Source organism: Neisseria perflava (assembly GCF_019334725.1).
GTDB lineage: Bacteria > Pseudomonadota > Gammaproteobacteria > Burkholderiales > Neisseriaceae > Neisseria > Neisseria subflava_A.
On the sequence record NZ_CP079818.1, the window covers coordinates 568,741 to 592,109 of the forward strand.

Genomic DNA, 23,369 nt, shown 5'->3' on the forward strand with positions numbered 1-23,369 from the left:
GCGAGTTTCGCTAAAATAAGCTGTTGCTTCATGAGATAAAAATGGGAGTTTAAAAAATGTCTTACACCTTTACGCTGGCCGAGCACGAGCTGGAAGCGGAATTGAAAAAGCTAATCGTGCAAGAGGCCGATAAGGCCGACGATGTGGATATGGATGATTTCACCGACGATGCACTTTTGTTTGGCGATGACAGTCCGGTCGGTTTGGATTCGCTTGATGCGCTGCAAATCAGCGTTGCCTTGCAACAGTATTTCCAAGTGCGCCTGCAGGGCGACCGTATGGTGCGCAAACATATGATGTGCGTACGCGATTTGGCGGCGTTTATCCGTGCGGAGCATGGCGCGTGAGTTGGGTTTGCGGTACGGCGGCCACTTCTGCCTTGAATCCGCAAACGGATTTCAGATGGCCTGATGCGGTGTCTTATACGTTTTTAAACCAGCCGCAGCAGGCTGCTTATTTTCGTGCATTCGCCGGCGACAGTTTGGGGCGGAAGGAATTTGCGGATATTGCCGAACAACATTTGCGCCGAGCCGCCGAAAATGCAGGCTGGCCGTCTGAAAGCTGGCATGATGCGCCGGTGTTTATCGGTTCCAGTTCCTATTCCATCTCCGAATATGAAAACCGTCATTTTGCAGGCAATAGGGTGGTAGAGGAACATAATCTGCTTTATCTCGCCGAAGATTTGCGCCGGCGCAGCGGCAATCGGCAGATTTTCAGTTTCGCTACTGCCTGCACTTCATCCGCCCATGCGCTGATTCAGGCGGATAACTGCTTGCGCGGCGGGGCGGAGCGTGCCTTTGTGCTTGGCATTGAAAACCTCAACCGGCTGACTTTGCTGCATTTTCACAGCTTGGGTTTGCTGGCCGAACACTATCAGCCTTTTGGCGGAAACGGTTTGATTTTAGGCGAAGGTGTTGCCGCGCTTGCCTTATCTTCTGCTGCTCCCGAATCTTCTTCAGGCCGTCTGAAACTTATCGGACACGCCGCCAATACAGGCAATGACCTGATTCAAAGCGATGGCCAAGCGCAAGAGCAGGTGATGCGTCGAGCTTTGGATGTTGCAGGCATCGCTCCTGAAAGCATTGCAGCCGTTAAAACACACGGCATCGGCACGGCTGACAGCGATGCCGCCGAATTGGCCGCACTGGAAAATATATTCGGTACACTGCCGCCTTTGATGGCGTTCAAACCGCAAATTGGACACACGCTTGGCGCCACGGCAGCCCTTGAAACAGCCCTGCTTTTATCCGCTTTAAAACAAGGCGGAAGCAACGATTATCAGGGGCGGAAAATTTGTTTTTCCGAATGTGCAGCTTCACAAAAAGGCGGCTTTTTCTGTTTGGCCAATCAGTTTGGTTTTGGCGGCAGCAACACATCTTTGGTATGGCAATGGCAACCGTAAATCCTAATATCCATATTACCGCCGCTGTGCGTTTTGATACTGACGCTGGCACCGGCGGTAAAATCCTCAAACAAACCTTAAAGCAGCAAAGCGGTATAGATACCCGCCGCCTCAGCCGTTTGAGTTTGATTGCCGCGCTTGGTGCAGGGCAACTGAAAGAGCAATGCGAAATCTGTCCTGATTGCGCTGTTTTTCTCGGTACGCCGTTTTCTTCGCCATCCGTATTTGAAAAAATGGCAGACAATGTGCTGAACCATCACGCCGCGATGCCGTTTGACTTTATTGCCAACCTACACAATGCTCCCGTTTTTCATGCCGCGCGAGCGTTAGGAACGCATGGTGCAACTTTGGTCGTTACTGCCGACAACAATGTAGATACCTGCTTTCATCCATTATCTCTGGCGATGCAGTCTTTGCAAAATGGCGGACAAGCTGCGGTTGGTTGGGCATATGAACATCAAGCAGTCCGTGCCGATACCTATGAAGGCAGTATCTGGATTTTGCTTGAAGCCGGTACAGAGCAGGGTGTTCCCGTTGTGTTGAATGATGAAGGTACTCAGACTGATAGGCCGTCTGAAAAGCCGCAATATTATTGGCAAAATATCGCCGATTGGCTAGAAGTAGTAATGGCGCACGAGGGTAGGGATGTGAAGAAATATACTTTGGCGTGATGGGGGAAAATGATTTTAGAGAAAGTATTTGTTTTTTGAATAAATAAGGTTTGCACCATTAAAAAGGCCGTCTGAAAATATTTTCAGACGGCCTTTTTGTATCAAAAACCAATCAACGAGACATCTCGTCTTGAATAGCGCGGATATTTGCTTTGCGGTCGTTGATGGTACGGGTCAGCTGTTGGATTTTAATCTGATCGCCTTTTTGTTTGGCCGCATTCAGCTGGGTTTGAAGGCGGATAATAGCGGTTTGTTCGTTGCGAATTTCACCTTGTAATACCTGTTTACGTGTTTCTTTAGGTTTGGGTTGTGGTGCAGCAATGGTTGCAGGAATGGTACGAATCGGTGCTTTGCGGCGGATGTCTTGCTGGCTATTTTGCTTGGCCTGGCGTTTCTGTATGCTGTTGCGTAGGAGGATATTCAGACGCGGATTAGCAGCTTCGGCAGTATTGGTAACGCCACCGCTCGGACCATTTAGCAGAATTTTGATGTCGTTATCGACATCTTTATCGTTGAAGAGTGCATCAGTGGTTGGTCCATATGCTTTGGGCAATGGGGTTTTGGTAGGCTTCGTTGGAATTGCTGCTGCCGCTGGTATGGGTTCGGTCGGCTTGACCGAGTCTGTCAGTGCGAAAATCTCGGTTGTAGATCCTGTTAATATATTGGTTTTGTCGGACGATGCAGAAGAGTTTTCAGCGTTAAGTGGTTTGGTTACTGTTTTTTTAATATTGGTTGTGCGGTTTATCGATGTTTTGGAAACAGTTTGTTCTGTGTGTGTAACTTCAGTTTTGGCCGGTTCTTCGGCTGTTGTACTTTTTGCTGTCTTGTTGTCCAATGGCTCCAAATCTAGAGAATGATTCAGGAATTGGGTGGTGGTAGCTTGGTCAGTGTGCACGTTCAGGGCGGCGAGAGTTTGGGTAGATATCTGCTCAGTATGAGGAGAGAAAAAGCTATCCGATCTATGACTTTCCTGAGGGGTAGTTTGTGCCTGAGTGATAGGTGCAGAGGGGTATATTTGAACAACAGGTGTGGTATTGAATATGGCGAAAGTATTAACGGGATATTGCTTGGTTTCAACAGGAGCTATTGCCGTTTGTGTCTCTATAACAGGAACATAGTGATCAGCCGTTGATCTAGTAGTTTTTTGGTTTGTTACTTCTGTTTTATTGAAAATGTTCTGTGTTCCAACCAATTTCGGATCTGTTTGTTGTTCTGTAAGAGTCGAATTCAAATTTAGCTGCTCAGTGTTTGTTTGAGATACATTTGTTTCTACTAGGCTGTACGAATCGGTAACGCGGCAGGTATTGTTGATCTGGTGTGAGGTATAAACAGTGATGCCTTCAACATTGCAGACATACTCGGCAGCGTTGGCGGCGGCGGGGAGGGTCAGGCTGAGGGCAATGGCGGTTTTGCAGAAAAACGGTTTCATAAAAGCAATAGAATCAGATTGTTTGTTTAAAGTGTAATTATACTATGTACACTGTCAGCATCCGCCAACTTATTTTTAGGCGGTGTAAAACTGTGGCTGAAAGGTTGAAAATTGGAATAAAAGGTCTTAGGCCGTCTGAAACTTGTCATATAAAGTTTCAGACGGCCTTTGCTGTCATTGAGTATTAAGCGGTCAACAGGCTTTCGTCCAATGTCAGCTCTTCGTTTTTATTGACGGCGACTTTGCGTGCCAAAACGTTTTGGGCGATTTCGTGTGCTTCGGCAAGCGAGTGCATCAGGTAAGTACCGCATTGGTATTCGTTCAACTCGGGGATTTTGCTTTGGTCTTGAACGGTCAAAACATCCTGCATTGAAGCGAGCCATGCGTCGGCCACTTTTTGCTCGTCGGGCGTGCCGATGAGGCTCATATAGAAACCGGTACGGCAGCCCATCGGGGAAATGTCGATGATTTCAACGCCGTTGCCGTTTAAGTGGTCGCGCATAAAGCCTGCGAACAGGTGCTCCAGCGTATGAATGCCTTTTTCAGGCAGGATTTCTTTGTTGGGAATGCAGAAACGCAGGTCAAACACGGTAATGGTGTCGCCTTTGGGCGTGGTCATGGTTTTTGCCACGCGTACGGCAGGGGCGTGCATACGGGTGTGGTCGACTTTGAAACTGTCTAGTAGGGGCATTTGGGTGTCCTTTGAGATAAATAGATTTTTAGCTAGGGATATTTGAAGACTGAATCACAATTCCGCAATCTCAACTGCTTCGCCCGAAGCCTCGCTCAGTGCTTCGTTCAAAACATCGTAGAAATCCCGTCCGTCGCGTGTTGCCAGCCATTTGCCGTTTTGCTCGGCGAAATGGTAGCCGCCGCTTTTGGCGGCAATCCACAATTCTTGGTTGGGCGTGTGGCGGTTGACGATGATTTGCGTGCCGTCTTCAGCTTCGATGGTCAGCACGTTTCCGGCAAACTGGCAGTCGAAATCCCAGCCGTTTTCATCGATTTGATCTTCAATGTGTTCAAACAATTCTTCGCTCAGGCGGATGAATTCGCTTTCGGTCATCATGGCTTTTTGTGTGGTTTTTGTTTAAGATACCGAATCTTGCCACATTCGTAATGATGAAGAAAGTTTTACTGATGAAATACGGCGTATTTTTTGCAGCGGCAACAGCTCTGCTGCTCTCTGCCTGCGGCTACAAAGGCGACCTCTACCTGCCAAAAGAAGGCGACAAGGCGCGCTTCGGCGTGATTCAAACCGGCTTGAAATTCGATACGGCCAAAGAACCGACCACTCAAACCAACGATTAAAAAAGACTTCACAAACATGACCTTATTCTGCGAACAACTCCCTTATACACACCTTGCCGAAGAGTTTGGTACGCCGCTTTATGTGTACAGCAAATCTGCGCTGACCGAGGCGTTTGAAAACTACCAAACCGCGTTTGCCGCTTTAAATCCGCTTGTCTGCTACGCAGTGAAAGCGAATGGCAACCTGAGCATCATCAAGCACTTTGCTTCTTTGGGGAGCGGTTTTGACATTGTGTCCGGCGGCGAGTTGGCGCGTGTTTTGGCGGCAGGCGGCGATGCGGTGAAAACGATTTTTTCCGGTGTGGGCAAGAGTGAGGCAGAAATCGAGTTTGCGCTGAATGCAGGCGTGAAATGCTTCAATATGGAAAGCATTCCCGAAATCGACCGTATTCAAAAGGTTGCCGCGCGTTTGGGTAAAGTCGCTCCGGTTTCCCTGCGTGTCAACCCTGATGTCGACGCTAAAACTCATCCTTATATCTCCACCGGCCTGAAAGCCAACAAATTCGGTATTGCCTATGCCGATGCGCTTGAGGCTTATCGTCATGCTTCCCGACAAAGCCATTTGAAAATTGTCGGTATCGACTGCCATATCGGCTCGCAACTGACCGACCTCAGCCCGCTTGTCGAAGCCTGCGAACGTATCTTGGCCTTGGTTGACCAACTGGTAGCTGAAGGCATTGTGTTAGAACACTTGGACTTGGGCGGTGGTGTCGGCATTGTTTATCAAGATGAAAATGTGCCTGATTTGGGCGCGTATGCCCAAGCCGTTCAAAAACTGATGGGTACACGCCGTCTGAAACTGGTTCTTGAGCCCGGCCGCAGCTTGGTCGGAAATGCAGGTGCGTTGTTGACGCGCGTCGAATTCGTCAAACATGGCGAAGAGAAAAACTTTGTGATGGTCGATGCGGCGATGAACGATTTGATGCGTCCGGCGCTTTATGATGCCTATCATCACATCGAAGCGGTCGAAACCAAAGACATTGAGCCTCTGACGGCCAATATCGTCGGCCCGATTTGCGAAACCGGCGACTTTCTTGGCAAAGACCGCACCATCGCCTGTGAAGAAGGGGATTTGCTGCTTATCCGCAGCGCCGGTGCGTATGGCTCAAGCATGGCGAGCAACTACAACACGCGCAACCGCGCGGCGGAAGTATTGGTTAACGGCAACGAATGTAAACTTATCCGCCAACGTGAAACCGTCGAGCAGCAAATGGCCAACGAATTGGCTTGTTTGTAAGGTTTGATTGTTTAAAAGGCCGTCTGAAAGCTTGATTGACTTTCAGACGGCCTTTGTAATGAAAGAAAAGGGCATGTATCAAACACGCCCTTTTTCAGTTTATCAATAATGCGGCGGAATCTCGTCGCGCAGGCTGTACGGTTCGCGTTCGCCGTTTGCGCCTTTGTCCTGCATCCGTTGATACAGAAGCCGCAACTGGCCTTGTTGCAAATCCAAAGCCTGCTGCATCTTGGCGATGGTGTCGTTCAGGCTGCCGATTAAATCTTCCTGCAAGGCCGTCTGAATTTCCAGCTCGGTGACGCGGTGTTCCAATTCCTGAATATTGCTCATATTACAGCACCATCGCGGCAATCCAGCCTGCAACCATCAGCGGGATATTGTAGTGGATAAAGGTTGGGATAACCGAATCGCGGATGTGGTCGTGCTGACCGTCGGCGTTCAAACCCATGGTCGGGCCGAGCGTTGAGTCGGAAGCGGGGGAGCCGGCATCGCCCAGCGCGCCTGCCGTGCCGACAATGGCCACGGTAGCCATTGGGGAGAAGCCCAAGCTGATGCACAAAGGCACATAAATCGCGGTAATAATCGGCAAAGTGGAGAAAGACGAGCCGATGCCCATGGTTACCAGCAGGCCGACAAACAGCATGGTAAAGGCGGCCATGCCTTTATTGCTTCCGAACAAAGCCATGCTGCGTTCGACCAAAGGCTGAATGTCGCCGGTCGCGTTCATGACGGCGGCGAAACCTTGTGCCGCAATCATAATAAAGCCGACCATCGCCATCATTTTGATGCCTTCGCCGAACACATCACTGGCGGCGGAACGGTTCATCACGCCCAACATCATAAACACGGCAAAGCCCAACATCGCGCCCAATACCAACGAGTTTTCATACAAAAGCTGAATGGCAAAACACACGGCAATCGCCACGGCCGCCACCAAGCTGCGATAGGTTGACGGCTCTTGCTGCTGCACCGCTTCACGGTTGTCTTCCATATCGGCGGCGTTGTTTTGATAAATACGCGGCTTGCGGTAGTGCAAAAAGGCCAGCAGCAAACCGGACACCATGCCCAAAGCCGGAATCGCCATTGCGTGCATTACATTGATGCCGCCGGTGTCCATGCCTGCCGAGCGGATATTGCCCAACATGATGTCGTTCAAGAAGATGGCGCCGAAACCGTAAGGCAGGAACATATAAGTCGTTACCAAGCCAAACGTAATCACGCAGGCCACCAAGCGGCGGTCGAGTTTCAAACGGTTGAACACCAACAGCAGCGGCGGAATAATCATCGGGATAAACGCAATATGAATCGGCACAACGTTTTGGCTCATCACGCCCATGCACAAAATAATCGCCAGCAGCATCCATTTGACCGCGCCTTCGCCTTTCGCATTGCCTTCGCCGCCGTTGAGCTTGCGGATAATCACGCCGGCGAGCTGTTGCGGCAGGCCGGAATGCGTGATGGCCATGGCAAATGCGCCGAGCATGGCATAAGACAGCGCGATTTGCGCCCCGCCTTTCAGGCCTTCGTTAAAAACAGGAATAATCCCTTGCTGCACCACATCGCCGGCCGCGTTGGTTACATTCTCCAAAGGCATACCGGCCACCAAGCCGCCGACAAACGCGCCGACAGCCAAGCTGAGCACCACATGCACGCGCGATAAAGACAGCGCCAGCATGATGATGACCGCAATTACAACCGCATTCATATCGTTCTCCGTTGTTTCAGACGGCCTGTTATGTAAAAACAGGCAATCGTCTGTTTACATATTACAAATAAACATCATAACCCAAGCAGGAAGCCTTTGCAAAAAACGGCAGGCCGTCTGAAAACCAAATAATCGGCTTTCAGACGGCCTGAAGTGATTTCTTGTTTCATGTTTTAATATGGTATGCGGTTTATCGCCGAGATGAATATATTCAAAAATAGCCAAAAAACACGCGCTTCCTATTCTTTGCATAGGGTACCAATGTTAAAATCGACACAATGTTTCGGTTTTAGGTTTGTCACTGAAATTAAAGCATTTATTGCTAAAACCCAATTCAATCATACACAAACAAAGGAAAGAAGTGATGGATATTCTGACGCGGCTGCACAATCTGCCGCCCTCCCGCTTTCATTACAAACTTCTGGTTTTGGTCGGCATAGGTTGGCTGTTTGATGCCATGGATACAGGCTTGGTGTCGTTTGTATTGCCGGCTTTGGGCAAAGATTGGGCGTTGGCTCCGGCGCAGTTGGGTTGGATTGTCAGCATTGCCTTTGTCGGCATGGCTCTGGGTGCGGTATTCAGCGGCTGGCTGGCGGACAGGTTCGGACGGAAAACCGTTTTTGCCGGCACGATGGTGGTGTACAGCATTGCCACAGGTTTGTGCGCAATTGCGCCTGATTTGACGGTTTTGTTGGTGTGCCGCTTTTTTGTCGGCGTCGGCTTGGGCGGCCAACTGCCCGTCGCCGTGTCGCTGGTCAGCGAATATGCACCGCCGAAAGTACGCGGCCGTTTTATTGTATTGCTGGAAAGCTTTTGGGGCTTGGGCTGGCTCTCGGCCGCGCTGGTGTCTTATTTCTTTATTCCGCAGACCGGCTGGCACAGCGCGTTTTTATTCGGCGCCTTGCCCCTGTTTTATGTGCCGTTGGTGTTGAAATTCGTTCCTGAATCCGTGCCTTACCTGCTTTCCCGCGGCAAAACCGATGAAGCGCACCGTTTGGTATCCGCGCTGGAAATTCAATCGGGCATCACGCCGCCGACAGAAGCCGTTGCTGCACCGGCTGCCCCGCGCGAACGCATCCGCTTCTTCCAACTTTGGCAACATCCGTTTGCACGGCGTACGCTGATGATGTGGCTGGTTTGGTTCGGCATCGTGTTTTCGTATTACGGCATTTTTACTTGGTTGCCCAAACTGCTGGTCGAGCAGGGCAATACCGTGGTCAAAACCTTTGAATATGTGCTGGTAATGATTGTTGCGCAACTGCCCGGCTATATTGCCGCCGCGGCTTTGGTGGAAAGAATCGGCCGCAAAGCAACGCTGGCAGGCTTTTTGGCCGCGTGCGCCGTGTGCGCATGGTTTTTCGGGCAAAGCACCACTGCTGCCGAAGTCATGATTTGGGGCAGCCTGATGTCCTTCTTCAACTTGGGCGCATGGGGCGTTTTGTACACCTACACCCCTGAGCTCTACCCCTTGCGCTTCCGTGCTTTCGCATCCGGCTGGGCAGGCGCCATCGGCCGCATCGGCGGCATACTCGCGCCCATAGTGGTGGCGGCGATGGTGGGCAACAGCGGCGGCTTCGGCAATATCTTTATGATGTTCGCGCTGGTTATGCTGCTGATTGTGGCGGTAATCTTGGTATTGGGTGAAGAAACCAAAGGCCGTACGCTGGAAGACATCAGCCAATAAAAGATAGACATGAAAAAGGCCGTCTGAAAAATATTTTCAGACGGCCTTTTTCATTTACGTTTGTAATTTTAATACATCGATTTTCTGTTTTTATCTTAATTATCGAGGAAAGCGACGAAGAATAACCGTCTTTGTTTTTGCGTAGATAAAAATATTATACTTCAAAGAATTAAAATGAATAAACGATAAAATGGCCGTCTGAAAAGTTCAATCATGGTTTGTGATGTAGGTCAAAGCAAAATGTAACTAAATTACCTATAGTTATCGTAGTGAAAATTTATTGACCTTATTGCCACCTTTTATTAAGGAGATACACCATGAACGCATCAGCCGACAACGTCGTCAGCCCAGCCGTAGCCGAGGTAAACAGCCTGGTTGACAAGGGTTTACGGGCATTGGACGAGTTTCTTAAGCTCGATCAGGAGCAGATTGACTTTATTGTGGCCAAAGCCTCTATCGCCGCGCTGGACAAACATGGTGTGCTCGCCATGCACGCGGTGGAAGAAACGGGACGCGGCGTGTTTGAAGATAAGGCGACGAAAAACCTGTTTGCCTGCGAAAACGTCGTGCGCCGCCTGCGCGATTTGAAAACCGTAGGCGTCATCAGCGAAAACGATGTAACCGGTATTACTGAAATTGCCGATCCGGTCGGCGTGGTTTGCGGTATCGTGCCGACCACCAATCCGACCTCCACCACCATTTTCAAATCCTTGATTGCGCTGAAAACCCGCAATCCGATTATTTTCTCGTTCCATCCGTCCGCCCAGCAGTGTTCCGCCCATGCAGCGCGTATCGTGCGCGATGCGGCGATTGCGGCCGGTGCGCCGGAAAACTGTATCCAGTGGATTGAAAAGCCGTCTATGGAAGGCACTTCCGCGCTGATGAAGCATCCGGGCGTGGCAACGATTTTGGCGACAGGCGGCAATGCGATGGTGGAAGCCGCGTATTCTTGCGGCAAACCTGCGCTCGGCGTCGGGGCGGGCAACGTACCTGCTTATGTTGAAAAAACGGCGGACATCAAACAGGTAGCACACGATATTGTGATGTCGAAATCTTTCGACAACGGCATGGTGTGCGCCAGCGAGCAAGCGGTGATTGCCGATAAAGAGATTTACAAAGAGTTGGCCGAAGAATTCAAATCCTACGGCGTGTACTTTGCCAACAAAAAAGAAAAAGCCATGCTTGAAGAGTTTATCTTCGGCGTAACGGCGAATTGCGTCAGCTGCGGCGGTGCGAAACTCAATTCTGCGGTAGTGGGCAAACCGGCAACATGGATTGCTGAGCAGGCCGGGTTTAAAGTACCTGAAAAAACCAACATCATCATCGCCGAATGCCGAGAAGTCGGCCCGAACGAGCCGCTGACCCGCGAAAAACTTTCGCCTGTTTTGGCCATGATTAAGGCGGATTCGACCGAACAAGGTTTGAAGTTCGCCGAAGAAATGGTTGCCTTTGACGGCTTGGGACACTCCGCCGCCATCCATACCGCTAACGAAGAATTGGTCAAAACGTTCGGCTCCCGCGTCAAAGCCCTACGCGTGATTTGGAATTCGCCTTCCACCTTCGGCGGCATCGGCGACGTGTACAACGCCTTCCTGCCTTCTCTGACCCTCGGTTGCGGCTCTTACGGTAAAAACGCCGTCGGCGGCAACGTCAGCGCAGTCAATCTGTTAAACATCAAAAAAGTAGGCCGTCGGAGAAACAACATGCAATGGTTCAAAGTGCCCGCCAAAATCTATTTTGAACGAGATTCCATCCAATATCTGCAAGACATGAAAGACTGCGAAAAAGTCATGATTGTGACCGACCGTTCGATGGTTGATCTGGGCTTTGTCGATAAAATCACCCACCAACTGCATCAACGCAAAAACAAAGTGACCATCCAGCTGTTTACCGATGTTGAAGCCGATCCGAGCGTCCAAACCGTCTATAAAGGCACGGATTTGATGCGCAGCTTCCAGCCCGACACCATTATCGCGCTGGGCGGCGGCTCGCCGATGGACGCGGCTAAAGCCATGTGGCTCTTCTACGAGCAGCCGCAAGTCGATTTTGAAGACTTGGTGCAAAAATTCATGGACATCCGAAAACGCGCGTTCCGCTTCCCTGAATTGGGCCGCAAAGCCAAATTTATCGGCATCCCTACCACATCGGGCACAGGCTCCGAAGTGACACCGTTTACCGTCATCAGCGATGGCGACAAAAAATATCCGATTGCCGACTACTCGCTGACACCGACCATTTCGATTGTCGATCCTGCGTTTACCATGACCGTTCCGGCAGGCGTAACCGCCGACACCGGTTTGGACGTACTGACTCACGCCGTAGAAGCATACGTTTCCGTACTGGCGAACGATTTTACAGACGGCCTCGCCCTGCAAGCCATCAAGCTCGTGTTCCAATACCTCGAACGCTCCTACAAACACGGTGCGGCTGATCCCGAAGCGCGCGAGCATATGCACAATGCCTCCACCATCGCAGGCATGGCGTTTGCCAATGCGTTCTTGGGTATCAACCACTCGATGGCACACAAAATCGGCGGCAAATATCACGTTCCGCACGGTCGTGCCAACGCCATCCTGCTGCCGCACGTCATCCGCTACAACGGTACGCGTCCGCAGAAAACCGCCACTTGGCCGAAGTACAACTACTACAAAGCCGACCTGAAATATCAAGAAATCGCCCGTACTTTAGGCTTGCCATGCAGCACACCGGTAGAAGGTGTCGAATCCTTCGCCCGCGCCTGCCACGAACTGGCGGTCAACGTCGGCATCAAAATGTCGTTGAAAGAGCAGGGCATCGATGAGAAAACCTTCCTCGACGGCAGAAAAGAGCTGGCCATGATGTCTTTTGAAGACCAATGCACCCCGGCCAACCCACGCCTCGCCATGGTGGCCGATATGGAAGAAATCCTGACCAAAGCCTACTACGGCGAATAAAATCGGGCAGTTAAAAAGGCCGTCTGAAACCTGAATATAGGGTTTCAGACGGCCTTTTGTATTAGAACTAAAGTTGATACTTATTGTATGTGGAATTTAATTTGCAAACATTAAGAATAGTCATCATGAAATCAGAAATTTTAAAACAATTTGGCAAACATGTTCGTTATTTAAGACAACTCCAGGATTTAAGTCAGGAAGCATTGGCTGAAAAAGTGAATATGTACCGGACTTATATCGGAATGATAGAACGTGGAGAGCGTAACCCCGCCCTATTAAATCTTATTCGTTTGGCTAGCGCATTAGATATTTCTTTGCCTGAACTTTTAAGGGCTATGTTAATGACGGGAACTGTGATAATGAATCTAACTGATTCGTATGGTTTTTTGGGTCTTCGGAATATATAGTGGAATTACTTTCTTAATAGTTTAAAAACAACTGGTGTTTAAATCGGATTTTCTGGTGGGATGTTAGGATAATCAATAGTATTATATAAAAGTATCAATCACATACGAGTGATACTTTGGGAAAAAAATAAAATAGTCCAATTTACTTGACCGTGTACTATGGTACATGGTTTATAATATTCAGGGGGTGAAATAAGATGATTTATCGCATTAGTGAGTTTGCAGATAAATGTGGAGTTAATAAAGAAACGATCAGATATTACGAGCGAAAAAATTTATTACAAGAACCTCACCGAACGGAAGCTGGTTATCGGATATATTCATATGATGACGTTAAGCGTGTTGGGTTTATTAAACGAATACAGGAACTTGGTTTCTCTTTAAGCGAGATTTATAAATTACTTGGTGTTGTAGATAAAGATGAAGTTCGTTGTCAAGATATGTTCGAATTTGTTTCTAAAAAACAAAAGGAAGTGCAAAAACAAATAGAGGATTTAAAACGAATTGAAACTATGTTAGACGACTTAAAACAACGATGTCCAGATGAAAAGCAATTACATTCGTGTCCAATAATAGAAACATTAACATGAGAGATTAATTAACGAAAGGAGCTTTTTTATGAATAAATTTAAGGTAAACATTTCAGGAATGACATGTACGGGTTGTGAAAAACACGTAGAATCAGCACTTGAAAAGATAGGTGCTAAAAATATTGAGTCTAGTTATCGTCGTGGTGAAGCAGTATTTGAACTGCCCGATGATATTGAGGTTGAAAGTGCAATAAAGGCGATTGATGAAGCAAATTACCAAGCCGGAGAAATTGAAGAAGTATCATCACTAGAAAACGTGGCGTTAATTAATGAAGACAATTATGACCTTCTTATTATTGGTTCTGGTGCTGCTGCCTTTTCTTCGGCAATTAAAGCTATAGAATACGGTGCAAAAGTTGGAATGATTGAGCGTGGAACGGTTGGGGGAACCTGTGTGAATATTGGCTGTGTTCCGTCAAAAACTCTTCTTAGGGCAGGGGAAATCAATCATTTATCAAAAGACAATCCGTTTATAGGTTTACAAACATCCGCTGGAGAAGTGGATTTAGCTAGTTTAATCACGCAAAAGGATAAATTGGTGAGCGAACTTCGGAATCAAAAATATATGGATTTAATTGATGAATATAATTTTGATTTAATTAAAGGTGAAGCAAAATTCGTTGATGCTAGTACGGTTGAGGTCAATGGGGCAAAGTTATCTGCAAAACGCTTTTTAATTGCAACAGGTGCATCGCCTTCGTTGCCCCAAATTTCAGGACTTGAAAAAATGGACTATTTAACTAGTACAACACTTCTTGAGTTAAAGAAAATACCAAAACGATTAACTGTAATTGGTTCAGGATACATTGGAATGGAGCTTGGACAACTATTTCATCATTTAGGTTCAGAAATAACGCTTATGCAAAGAAGTGAGCGACTTTTAAAGGAGTATGATCCTGAGATTTCAGAGTCAGTTGAAAAAGCGTTAATTGAACAGGGTATAAACCTTGTCAAAGGGGCAACTTTTGAGCGTGTTGAACAAAGTGGAGAGATAAAAAGGGTTTACGTAACAGTAAATGGCAGTAGAGAAGTCATTGAATCAGATCAGTTACTTGTTGCCACTGGAAGAAAACCAAATACGGATTCTTTAAATTTAAGTGCAGCAGGTGTTGAAACTGGAAAAAATAATGAAATCCTGATCAATGATTTTGGTCAAACAAGTAATGAAAAGATTTATGCAGCAGGAGATGTGACTTTAGGACCACAATTTGTATATGTAGCAGCCTATGAAGGTGGAATTATTACTGATAATGCTATTGGTGGATTAAACAAAAAAATAGATTTATCGGTAGTTCCTGCTGTTACGTTTACGAATCCGACGGTTGCAACGGTTGGTTTAACAGAAGAACAAGCAAAAGAGAAAGGGTATGATGTGAAGACATCTGTATTACCTTTAGATGCTGTTCCAAGAGCAATTGTAAACCGTGAAACAACCGGTGTATTTAAACTAGTAGCAGATGCAGAAACACTAAAAGTATTAGGGGTTCATATTGTATCTGAAAATGCAGGAGATGTCATCTATGCAGCATCATTAGCTGTTAAATTTGGCTTAACGATAGAAGATTTAACAGAAACCCTAGCACCATATTTAACAATGGCTGAAGGGCTAAAATTAGTTGCACTTACGTTCGATAAAGATATTTCGAAATTATCTTGTTGTGCAGGCTAAGGGAACTTTTTTAGGATTTTGAGATTTAAGTTATTTGAGGTCTGTAATGTAGACAGCTCAATCTACCTTAAAAAGGTCGTCTGAAAACCCTGTTTCCAAGTTTTCAGACGACCTTTCCTAATTACAGCAATTAATGTCGAATCAGCTTTACACCACGATGTTCACCAGTCTGCCCGGAACGACGATGATTTTCTTCGCAGGCTTGCCTTCCATGAATTTCACTGCGCCTTCGTTGGCAAGGGCGGCGGCTTCGAGGTCGGCTTTGGATGCGTCGGCGGCGACGGTGATTTTGCCGCGCAGTTTACCGTTGACTTGAACCATCACTTCGATTTCGGATTTGACCAAAGCGGCTTCATCGACTGTCGGCCAGCCTGCTTCCCACAGTTTCGCGCTGTTCAATTCGCTCCACAGGGTTTCGCAGATGTGTGGCACAATCGGCCACAGCAAGCGTACGGCGGCTTCCAATACTTCTTGAGCGACGGCGCGGCCTTGTTCGCTGCCGGTGTCGGTTTTATCGTATTGGTTGAGCAGTTCCATTACGGCGGCGATGGCGGTGTTGAACTGCTGACGGCGGCCGTAGTCGTCGCTGACTTTGGTGATAGTGGAATGCAGTTTGTGGCGCAGGTCTTTGAGTTCTTTAGACAAACCATCTTGGTTGCCTGCGAACGCTTTGACTGTTTCGCCTTGCTTCAAGTATTCGTAAACGGTACGCCACAGACGGCGCAGGAAGCGGTGTGCGCCTTCGACGCCGCTGTCGCTCCATTCGAGGGACTGTTCGGGCGGTGCGGCGAACATCATGAACAGGCGGGCGGTGTCTGCGCCGTAGGCGTTAATCAGTTCTTGCGGATCGACGCCGTTGTTTTTGGACTTGGACATTTTTTCCGTGCCGCTGATGACGACTGGCAGTCCGTCTGCTTTCAGAACGGCGGAAACAGGGCGGCCTTTGTCGTCAAAAGTCAGCTCGACATCGGCAGGGTTGATCCAGTCTTTGCCGCCTTTGTCGTTTTCGCGGTAGTAGGTTTCGCAAACGACCATGCCTTGCGTCAGCAGGCGTTCAAACGGTTCGTCAACATTGACCAAGCCTTCGTCGCGCATCAGTTTGGTGAAGAAACGCGCGTATAAGAGGTGCAGAATCGCGTGTTCGATGCCGCCGATGTATTGGTCGACCGCGCCCCAGTATTTTGCGGCTTTAGTCGATACCATGCCTTCTGCGAACTTGGGCGACATATAGCGGAAGAAATACCAGCTTGACTCCATGAAGGTGTCCATGGTGTCGGTTTCGCGTTTCGCCACGCCGCCGCAGCATGGGCAGGTGGTTTCGTAAAACTCGGGCATTTTTGCCAGCGGCGAACCCATGCCGTCGGGTACGACGTTTTCAGGCAGGACGACCGGCAGTTGGTCGGCTGGGACGGGTACGTCGCCGCATTTTTCGCAATGGATGATAGGAATCGGGCAGCCCCAGTAGCGTTGGCGCGAAATGCCCCAGTCGCGCAGGCGGTATTGGGTTTTCGGTTCACCTGCGTCTTGACTTTGCAGCTTGGCGGAGATGGCGTCGAAGGCCGTCTGAAAATTCATGCCGTCCAAGTCGTCGCTGTTGACCAAGACGCCGTTTTCTTTGTCGCCGTACCATTCTTGCCATTGGTTTGCGTCGAATGCGTTGTCGCCAACGGCAATGACTTGTTTTTTCGGAAGATTGTATTTGGTGGCGAACTCGAAATCGCGTTCGTCGTGCGCCGGAACAGCCATCACTGCGCCGTCGCCGTAGCCCCACAATACATAGTTGGCAATCCACACTTCCAGCTTGTCGCCGTTGAGCGGGTTGACGACGTAGCGGCCGGTCGGCACGCCTTTTTTCTCCATCGTCGCCATATCGGCTTCGGCAACCGAGCCGGCTTTGCATTCGGCGATAAATTCTTGCAATTCAGGTTTGTCGGCTGCGGCGGCGGTTGCCAGCGGATGCTCGGCGGCAACGGCAACATAAGTCGCGCCCATCAGCGTGTCAGGACGGGTAGTATAAACTTGCAGGAATTTCGCGTAATCGCCTTCCAAGCCTTGTTTGCTGTCGTCTGAAACGGCGAAGCGCACGGTCATGCCGCGAGATTTGCCGATCCAGTTGCGCTGCATGGTTTTGACTTGTTCAGGCCAGTGTTCCAGCTTGTCCAAATCATTGAGCAGCTCTTCGGCGTAATCCGTGATTTTGAAGTAATACATTGGGATTTCGCGTTTTTCGATCAACGCGCCGGAGCGCCAACCGCGTCCGTCGATGACTTGCTCGTTGGCAAGGACGGTTTGGTCGACCGGATCCCAGTTCACCGTGCCGTTTTTGCGATAGACGATGCCTTTTTCAAACAGCTTGGTAAACAGCCATTGTTCCCAGCGGTAGTATTCGGGTTTGCAGGTGGCGACTTCGCGTTCCCAGTCAATCGCAAAACCCAGGCTTTTAAGCTGGGTTTTCATGTATTCGATGTTGTCGTAAGTCCATGCGGCAGGGGCGACGTTGTTTTTCATCGCCGCATTTTCCGCAGGCATACCGAACGCGTCCCAACCCATAGGCTGCATGACGTTGAAGCCGTTTAAGAGTTTGAAGCGGCTCAATACGTCGCCGATGGTGTAGTTGCGTACATGCCCCATGTGCAGCTTGCCGCTGGGGTAGGGGAACATGGACAGGCAGTAGTATTTGGGTTTGGAAGCGTCTTCGGAGACGTTGAAAATACGCTCGTCGTCCCATTTTTTCTGCGCCGCAGGCTCGATGGCGGCGGGTTGGTAATGTTCTTGCATGGTCATTCTGTTTTTCGCTTGAAAACGTTGGAAAAAATAAAGATGGGATTATAGCAGGTTGTCGGGCCTGTCGGTTTGACAAAGGCCGTCTGAATGTTTGGATGTCGGAAAAGCACAATTTCAGACGGCCTTGAAAATACTGACTTGAGTTTTTGATACTCGCCCACATATCCCACCCAGTTTGAATTCATTCTTAACACTATCAAAATTATGAGCAATAAAGATTTTTACGAAACACTTGGTGTTGCCCGCAGCGCTAGCGACGATGAAATCAAAAAAGCCTACCGCAAGCTGGCAATGAAATATCATCCCGACCGCAATCCTGACAATAAAGAAGCGGAAGAAAAATTTAAAGAAGTCCAAAAAGCTTACGACACCTTGTCTGACAAGGAAAAACGTACCATGTACGACCAATACGGCCATGCTGCGTTCGAACAGGGCACAGGTGCGGGCGGATTCGGTGGCTTTGGCGGTTTCGGCGGCCAAGGCGGATTCGGTGGCACGCAAGGCTTCGATTTTTCCGATATTTTCAGCCAAATGTTCGGCGGTGGCGGCAGCGCAGGCGGCCGTCAGCCGGATTACAGCGGCGCGGACTTGCAGGTCGGCATAGAGATTTCGCTTGAAGAAGCCGCTAAAGGCGTGAAAAAACGCATCAACATTCCGACTTACGAAGAATGTGATGTCTGCCACGGCTCAGGTGCCAAACCGGGCACATCCGCATCGACTTGTTCGACCTGTCACGGCTCAGGTACGGTGCACGTCCGCCAAGCCATTTTCCAAATGCAGCAGACTTGTCCGACTTGTCACGGTACAGGCAAAGAAATCAAAGATCCTTGCGTCAAATGCCGTGGCGAAGGCCGCACCAAAACCAGCAAAACGGTTGAAGTCAACATTCCGGCAGGCATCGACGACGGTCAACGCATCCGCTTGAGTGGCGAGGGCGAGCCGGGTCAACACGGCGCACCGGCAGGCGATTTGTACGTCAATGTCCGCGTGAGACAGCACAAAATCTTTGAGCGCAACGGCTTGGACCTGCATTGCGAACTGCCGATCAGCTTTGCCATTGCCGCATTGGGCGGCGAAGTCGAAGTGCCGACTTTGGACGGCAAAGTGAAACTGCACATTCCGAAAGAAACGCAAACCGGCCGCCGTATGCGCGTGAAAGGCAAAGGCATCAAGTCTCTGCGTTCCAGCTCGACTGGCGATTTGTACTGCCATATTTTGGTTGAAACACCGGTCAACCTGACCGACCGTCAGAAAGAGTTGCTGGAAGAATTTGAAAAAATCTCCTCCGGCCTCAATCTCAGCCAAACCCCGCGCAAAAAATCGTTTTGGGAAAAAGTAGGCGAAAAAGTAGGCGATTTGTTCTCCGATAATTAATCGCTGTGAAAAAGGCCGTCTGAAATCTGCTTGAATCAGGTTTCAGACGGCCTTTTGTTTTTCTTTTTGTTGCTTCAAGCCATGGTTTGCCTTACAATTCGCGCTTCACTCTTACGGGAGTAGCTATTCGGCGCAATGCCGAAACCGTTGTCAACATAATCGGCTTGTGCGGCCGTGGCAGCGGTATCTTCTCTGCTTTATCGGAAGACAGGCAAGACGTAAGCGTTGTCCATACCCTTGCGGGCGGTATGCACAGCGCTTTTTGTTTGCCCGCTTTTCGGTTGAGTATCTTAAATCATGGAAGCTTTTTTCTCCTCGACGCTGGGCGTTGCCATTGCCGAAATCGGCGATAAGACGCAATTGCTCGCGCTCTTTTTGGCTGCACGTTTTGCCCACAAAAACGCGATTGTTGCCGGTATTTTTATTGCAACCCTGTTGAACCATCTTGTTTCAGCCGCACTCGGTGTCTGGCTGGCATCCGCTATTTCGCCCGAAGTCATGAAATGGGTGGTCGGCGGCAGTTTTATTGCGGTCGGATTATGGCTGCTGTTGCCGGATAAAGACGAAGACCCTGATGGCAAATGGTTGAAATACGGCGCATTTACGGCGACGGTCGTCCTGTTTTTCTTGGCGGAAATCGGCGATAAAACGCAAATTGCGACGGTTCTTTTGGCGGCAAAATACCAATCTATCCTGCTGGTTGTGGTCGGCAGTATTGCCGGTTTGATGATTGCTTCTGTGCCTGCCGTGTATTTGGGCGAAATGCTGATGCGCAAAATTCCGGCCAAAGCAGTGCGCATTGTTGCGTGTATCTTGTTCTGCCTGCTGGGTATTTTGACTCTGCTTGGCGACGGTATTGTGTTGAAGGCCGTCTGAAATGTGGGACATTGTTTTTGAACACAAAGACTTTGTGGTCATCAATAAGCCTTGTGGGGTGTCGGTGCACAGCGAATCGGAAGGGGATGTTTGTCTGACCTCATCGCTGGCGCAGCAGCTCGGTGTTGAACGCGTGTGGCTGGTTCACCGATTGGATAAAGCCACGAGCGGCCTGTTGCTGTTTGCGTTAAACCATGACAGCGCGGCCGCTTTATCGGCGCAGTTTGCCGAGAAAACCATGCGTAAAACTTATTTGGCACTCGGTACGCACAAGCCGGCGAAAAAGCAGGGTTGGGTGAAAGGAGGTATGGCGCGTTCGCGGCGTGGTACATGGAAGCTGACGCGTGATGAGGATAATTTTGCCGTTACCCGTTTCAGCAGCCAAAGCCTGAAGCCCGGTTTGCGCCTGTTTGTGTTGCAACCGTTTACCGGCAAAACCCATCAGCTGCGCGTGGCCATGAAAAGCATAGGCAGTCCGATTTTGGGCGATACGCTGTATGGCGGCGATGAGGCGGAACATTTGTTTTTGCACGCTTGGCGTTTGGTTTTCGACTATCGCGGCGAGCATTTCGATATTCGGGTTGCGCCTGATAAAACATGGCCGTCTGAAATCGATTTGTCGGCGTGTTTGGGTTCGGATGAGTCCGAATAGAAGTAGTGAGATTTTTGTGTATATTAAAAAAGGCCGTCTGAAATTGTTCAGACGGCCTTTTGATTGTTTCAAGTTTACATTTCCAATTCGCTCAAACCCGGCAAGTCGGCAAAACAGCGGTCATGCGTGATTTGGCAGAAGTTGTCCAGATAGCCTTTGTTGGCATCTTCCGTACGAATGGCGGCATAAAGTTTGCTTTGTAGGCCGTCTGAAGTGATTTTGCGGTGGACGACGTAGCCTTTTTCTAAATACGGCATGACTGTCCAATAGGGCAGGGCGGCGATGCCGCGTTTGCTGGCAACCAATTGAATAATGGCAATGGTCAGCTCGCTGTGGCGGCGCGGCGGATTAATGCCTTTGGGCAGCAGCACTTTTTTGGGCAAATCCAGCATTTCGTCGGGGACGGGATAAGTAATCAAGGTTTCGTCGATAAAATCTTCCGCTTCCCAAACGTCTTTGTCGGCAAGCGGGTGGTCTTCTGCGCAGATACCGACCATTTCATAGGCAAACAGGGGGCGGTAGCTGATGCCGTTGAGCGGCTCGGCTTCGGAAACGATGGCAAGGTCGGCGCGGTGTTGCAGCAGCAACCCGACCGGATCGGCTTGGAAACCGGAAACGATGTCCAATTCAACTTGCGGCCATAACGGGCGGAACTCGCCCATGGCAGGCATCAGCCAGTCGAAGCAGGTGTGGCATTCGACGGCAAGCCTGAGTTCGCCGGCTTCGCCTTCGATAATCCTCACTAGATCGCGCTCGGCAGCGGCAACCTGCGGCAACAGTTCGCGCGCCAGTTGCAATAGGCGCATACCGGCCGGAGTGAAGCGCAAAGGTGTGGATTTACGTTCAAACAACGGCGTTTCGTAATAATTTTCCAAGGCGCGGATTTGGTGCGATAGGGCGGATTGGGTCAGGAAAACCCGTTTGGCGGCAAGGGAAACGCTGCCGGTTTCTTCTAAAGCCAGCAAGGTTTTGAGATGACGCAATTCGATAATAGAGTCCATGTGTTTTCAGACGGCCTGTGGGTAAGGTGGGGTATATTAAAATAATTCATGATGATGTGCAAATGATTAATGTTGGGAATGATTGCTGAAATCGGAATGTAAGAATTTGAGGCATAAACAGATTTTGCGGTTAGAATGCGAAGCTGTTTTTGAAGATAGATATAAGGAGCGGAATATGGCTTTACGCCGCGAAATTCTGGCTTGGTGTGATGAGACTTTACAGATCGGGCTGTTTAAGGACTATGCGCCCAACGGTTTGCAGGTCGAAGGCAAAGAAGAAATTGCCAAAATCACCACTTCGGTTACCGCCAGCAAAGCAGCAATCGATTTTGCCGTAGGGCAGGGGGCAGATATGCTTTTGGTCCACCACGGCATGTTTTGGAAAAGCGAGCCTGTCACGATTACCGGTTGGAAGAAAGCACGCATTGAAACCTTGCTGCAACACCAAATCAATATGGCGGGCTACCACCTGCCACTGGATGCGCACCCGCAACTGGGCAATAACGCACAGTTGGCCGAGAAACTCGATTGGGTACTCGAAAAACAATTCGGCGAGCAAAACCTGTTGAATACAGGCCGTCTGAAAACCACGCAAACATTGGCGCAGTTGTCTGAACGCATCGAGGCGGTATTTGACCGCAAGCCGACCGTTATCGGCGATCTTGAACGCGAAATCAAACGCATTGCCTGGTGTAGCGGCGGTGCGCAGGGATTTTTTCAGACGGCCGCAGACGAAGGTGTCGATGCGTATCTGACCGGTGAAATTTCCGAAGCGCAATATCATCTTGCCAATGAAACGGGTGTGGCATTTATCAGTGCCGGCCATCATGCGACAGAACGTTACGGCGTCCGCGCCTTAGGCGATGCCGTGGCAGAAAAATTCGGTATCGAAGTGGTTCACTTTGATGAAAACAACCCTGCCTGAGTATTGAGCAATATCATAAAAACTTTACCTTATTTTAAATAATGCTTTGAGTATTACAACAAACTAGGTAGAATTACGCTGTTTAATGGCTCGGTATTCCCAAAATTTTAGGACGACTGAATAATGGATAATCAAGAAATCAACAACGGTCGCCGCCGTTTCCTGACACTGGCTACATGCGGTGCAGGCGGTGTGGCGGCTCTGGGCGTAGCTACGCCTTTCGTGGCCAGCTTCTTCCCATCGGAGAAAGCTAAGGCTGCCGGTGCTGCTGTCGAAGTAGATGTCAGCAAAATCGAAGCAGGCCAAATGCTGACTGCCGAATGGCAGGGTAAACCGATTTGGCTGGTCAACCGCACAGATCAACAGCTCAAAGACTTGAAAAGTTTGGATGGCGCAGTTGTCGATCCCAATTCCGAAGTGGATCAGCAACCGGAATACGCTAAAAACGAGACCCGTTCGATAAAGCCGAACCTCCTCGTCGCTATCGGTATCTGTACCCACCTGGGTTGCTCTCCGACTTACCGTCCCGATATTGCTCCCGCCGACTTGGGTGCAGACTGGAAAGGCGGTTTCTTCTGCCCTTGCCACGGTTCGAAATTTGACATTGCAGGCCGAGTATACAAAGGTGTTCCTGCACCGACCAACTTGGTTGTACCGCCTTACAAATATCTGAGCGATACGACTGTTTTGGTGGGCGAAGACTAAAAATAAGGAACGAT

General features: G+C 49.4%; 22 protein-coding genes. 15 read left to right on the forward strand and 7 right to left on the reverse strand.

The window, feature by feature from the left end; translation table 11 throughout:
- The first annotated feature begins 56 nt into the window (after positions 1–56).
- The 3 genes from LPB400_RS02890 to LPB400_RS02900 are packed head-to-tail and all read left to right on the forward strand — an operon-like array spanning position 57 to position 2,073.
- Positions 57–347, forward strand: coding sequence for an acyl carrier protein (locus LPB400_RS02890; protein ID WP_003748215.1), 291 nt, complete (start codon positions 57–59; stop codon positions 345–347).
- On the forward strand, positions 344–1,402 hold the full coding sequence (locus LPB400_RS02895; RefSeq protein WP_219089668.1) for a beta-ketoacyl synthase N-terminal-like domain-containing protein: 1,059 nt from the start codon (positions 344–346) through the stop codon (positions 1,400–1,402). The genes LPB400_RS02890 and LPB400_RS02895 overlap by 4 nt, the downstream gene beginning before the upstream one ends.
- Positions 1,384–2,073, forward strand: coding sequence for a hypothetical protein (locus LPB400_RS02900; RefSeq protein WP_107810573.1), 690 nt, complete (start codon positions 1,384–1,386; stop codon positions 2,071–2,073). The genes LPB400_RS02895 and LPB400_RS02900 overlap by 19 nt, the downstream gene beginning before the upstream one ends.
- 112 nt (positions 2,074–2,185) lie before the next feature.
- Here LPB400_RS02900 and LPB400_RS02905 read toward each other — a convergent pair whose 3' ends face one another.
- The 3 genes from LPB400_RS02905 to cyaY form a co-directional block, all read right to left on the reverse strand.
- Positions 2,186–3,502 carry a hypothetical protein gene (locus tag LPB400_RS02905; protein WP_219089329.1) on the reverse strand — a complete coding sequence of 439 codons (1,317 nt, stop codon included), beginning with the start codon at positions 3,500–3,502 and terminating at the stop codon, positions 2,186–2,188.
- A 184-nt stretch (positions 3,503–3,686) separates the two neighbouring features.
- Complete coding sequence (gene luxS, locus LPB400_RS02910; protein ID WP_107792147.1) at positions 3,687–4,193, reverse strand: S-ribosylhomocysteine lyase; 507 nt, start codon at positions 4,191–4,193, stop codon at positions 3,687–3,689.
- A gap of 54 nt (positions 4,194–4,247) precedes the next feature.
- Complete coding sequence (gene cyaY, locus LPB400_RS02915) at positions 4,248–4,571, reverse strand: iron donor protein CyaY (RefSeq protein WP_049344554.1); 324 nt, start codon at positions 4,569–4,571, stop codon at positions 4,248–4,250.
- A gap of 50 nt (positions 4,572–4,621) precedes the next feature.
- Between cyaY and lptM the strand changes: the two genes are divergently transcribed.
- Both lptM and lysA read left to right on the forward strand, forming a co-directional pair.
- Positions 4,622–4,813: an LPS translocon maturation chaperone LptM gene (gene lptM, locus LPB400_RS02920; protein WP_003684659.1), complete on the forward strand. Its 192-nt coding sequence runs from the start codon at positions 4,622–4,624 to the stop codon at positions 4,811–4,813.
- 16 nt (positions 4,814–4,829) lie between these two features.
- Positions 4,830–6,050 (forward strand): diaminopimelate decarboxylase, encoded by a 1,221-nt coding sequence (lysA, locus tag LPB400_RS02925; protein WP_107792146.1) that lies wholly within the window; start codon positions 4,830–4,832, stop codon positions 6,048–6,050.
- Between the two features lie 102 nt (positions 6,051–6,152).
- Here lysA and LPB400_RS02930 read toward each other — a convergent pair whose 3' ends face one another.
- Both LPB400_RS02930 and LPB400_RS02935 read right to left on the reverse strand, forming a co-directional pair.
- A complete protein-coding gene (locus LPB400_RS02930; protein WP_070814707.1) occupies positions 6,153–6,380 on the reverse strand; it encodes a SlyX family protein in 228 nt (75 codons plus the stop codon).
- Position 6,381: 1 nt separating this feature from the next.
- Positions 6,382–7,755, reverse strand: coding sequence for a Na+/H+ antiporter family protein (locus LPB400_RS02935; RefSeq protein ID WP_107792145.1), 1,374 nt, complete (start codon positions 7,753–7,755; stop codon positions 6,382–6,384).
- 364 nt (positions 7,756–8,119) lie between these two features.
- On the opposite strand from LPB400_RS02935, the gene LPB400_RS02940 reads away from it, so the two are divergent.
- From LPB400_RS02940 to merA, 5 genes are all read left to right on the forward strand, one after another.
- Complete coding sequence (locus LPB400_RS02940; protein WP_107792144.1) at positions 8,120–9,439, forward strand: MFS transporter; 1,320 nt, start codon at positions 8,120–8,122, stop codon at positions 9,437–9,439.
- A gap of 317 nt (positions 9,440–9,756) precedes the next feature.
- Entirely contained in the window at positions 9,757–12,372 is a 2,616-nt protein-coding gene (adhE, locus tag LPB400_RS02945) for a bifunctional acetaldehyde-CoA/alcohol dehydrogenase (protein WP_070459607.1), read from the forward strand.
- A 125-nt stretch (positions 12,373–12,497) separates the two neighbouring features.
- On the forward strand, positions 12,498–12,779 hold the full coding sequence (locus LPB400_RS02950; protein ID WP_070459603.1) for a helix-turn-helix domain-containing protein: 282 nt from the start codon (positions 12,498–12,500) through the stop codon (positions 12,777–12,779).
- 197 nt (positions 12,780–12,976) lie between these two features.
- Positions 12,977–13,369, forward strand: coding sequence for an Hg(II)-responsive transcriptional regulator (gene merR, locus LPB400_RS02955; protein ID WP_001863748.1), 393 nt, complete (start codon positions 12,977–12,979; stop codon positions 13,367–13,369).
- A 28-nt stretch (positions 13,370–13,397) separates the two neighbouring features.
- Positions 13,398–15,038: a mercury(II) reductase gene (gene merA / locus LPB400_RS02960; RefSeq protein ID WP_001031935.1), complete on the forward strand. Its 1,641-nt coding sequence runs from the start codon at positions 13,398–13,400 to the stop codon at positions 15,036–15,038.
- A 147-nt stretch (positions 15,039–15,185) separates the two neighbouring features.
- Here merA and leuS read toward each other — a convergent pair whose 3' ends face one another.
- Positions 15,186–17,816 (reverse strand): leucine--tRNA ligase, encoded by a 2,631-nt coding sequence (leuS, locus tag LPB400_RS02965; RefSeq protein ID WP_219089332.1) that lies wholly within the window; start codon positions 17,814–17,816, stop codon positions 15,186–15,188.
- A 210-nt stretch (positions 17,817–18,026) separates the two neighbouring features.
- Between leuS and dnaJ the strand changes: the two genes are divergently transcribed.
- The 3 genes from dnaJ (at position 18,027) to LPB400_RS02980 (ending at position 20,724) form a co-directional block, all read left to right on the forward strand.
- Positions 18,027–19,196 (forward strand): molecular chaperone DnaJ, encoded by a 1,170-nt coding sequence (gene dnaJ, locus LPB400_RS02970; protein ID WP_219089334.1) that lies wholly within the window; start codon positions 18,027–18,029, stop codon positions 19,194–19,196.
- Positions 19,197–19,493: 297 nt separating this feature from the next.
- The gene (locus LPB400_RS02975) at positions 19,494–20,072 is read left to right on the forward strand and encodes a TMEM165/GDT1 family protein (protein WP_070645607.1); all 579 of its coding nucleotides are present in this window, start codon (positions 19,494–19,496) and stop codon (positions 20,070–20,072) included.
- A gap of 1 nt (position 20,073) precedes the next feature.
- Positions 20,074–20,724, forward strand: coding sequence for a TIGR01621 family pseudouridine synthase (locus LPB400_RS02980; protein ID WP_219089336.1), 651 nt, complete (start codon positions 20,074–20,076; stop codon positions 20,722–20,724).
- Between the two features lie 74 nt (positions 20,725–20,798).
- On the opposite strand, the gene LPB400_RS02985 is transcribed toward LPB400_RS02980, so the two are convergent.
- Positions 20,799–21,725, reverse strand: a complete 927-nt coding sequence (locus LPB400_RS02985; protein ID WP_003748251.1) for a LysR family transcriptional regulator — start codon at positions 21,723–21,725, stop codon at positions 20,799–20,801.
- 175 nt (positions 21,726–21,900) lie between these two features.
- On the opposite strand from LPB400_RS02985, the gene LPB400_RS02990 reads away from it, so the two are divergent.
- Together LPB400_RS02990 and petA are read left to right on the forward strand one after the other, a co-directional pair.
- Positions 21,901–22,650: a Nif3-like dinuclear metal center hexameric protein gene (locus tag LPB400_RS02990; RefSeq protein ID WP_070814716.1), complete on the forward strand. Its 750-nt coding sequence runs from the start codon at positions 21,901–21,903 to the stop codon at positions 22,648–22,650.
- Between the two features lie 123 nt (positions 22,651–22,773).
- Positions 22,774–23,355 carry a ubiquinol-cytochrome c reductase iron-sulfur subunit gene (gene petA / locus LPB400_RS02995; RefSeq protein WP_070459589.1) on the forward strand — a complete coding sequence of 194 codons (582 nt, stop codon included), beginning with the start codon at positions 22,774–22,776 and terminating at the stop codon, positions 23,353–23,355.
- The last annotated feature ends 14 nt before the right edge of the window (positions 23,356–23,369 follow it).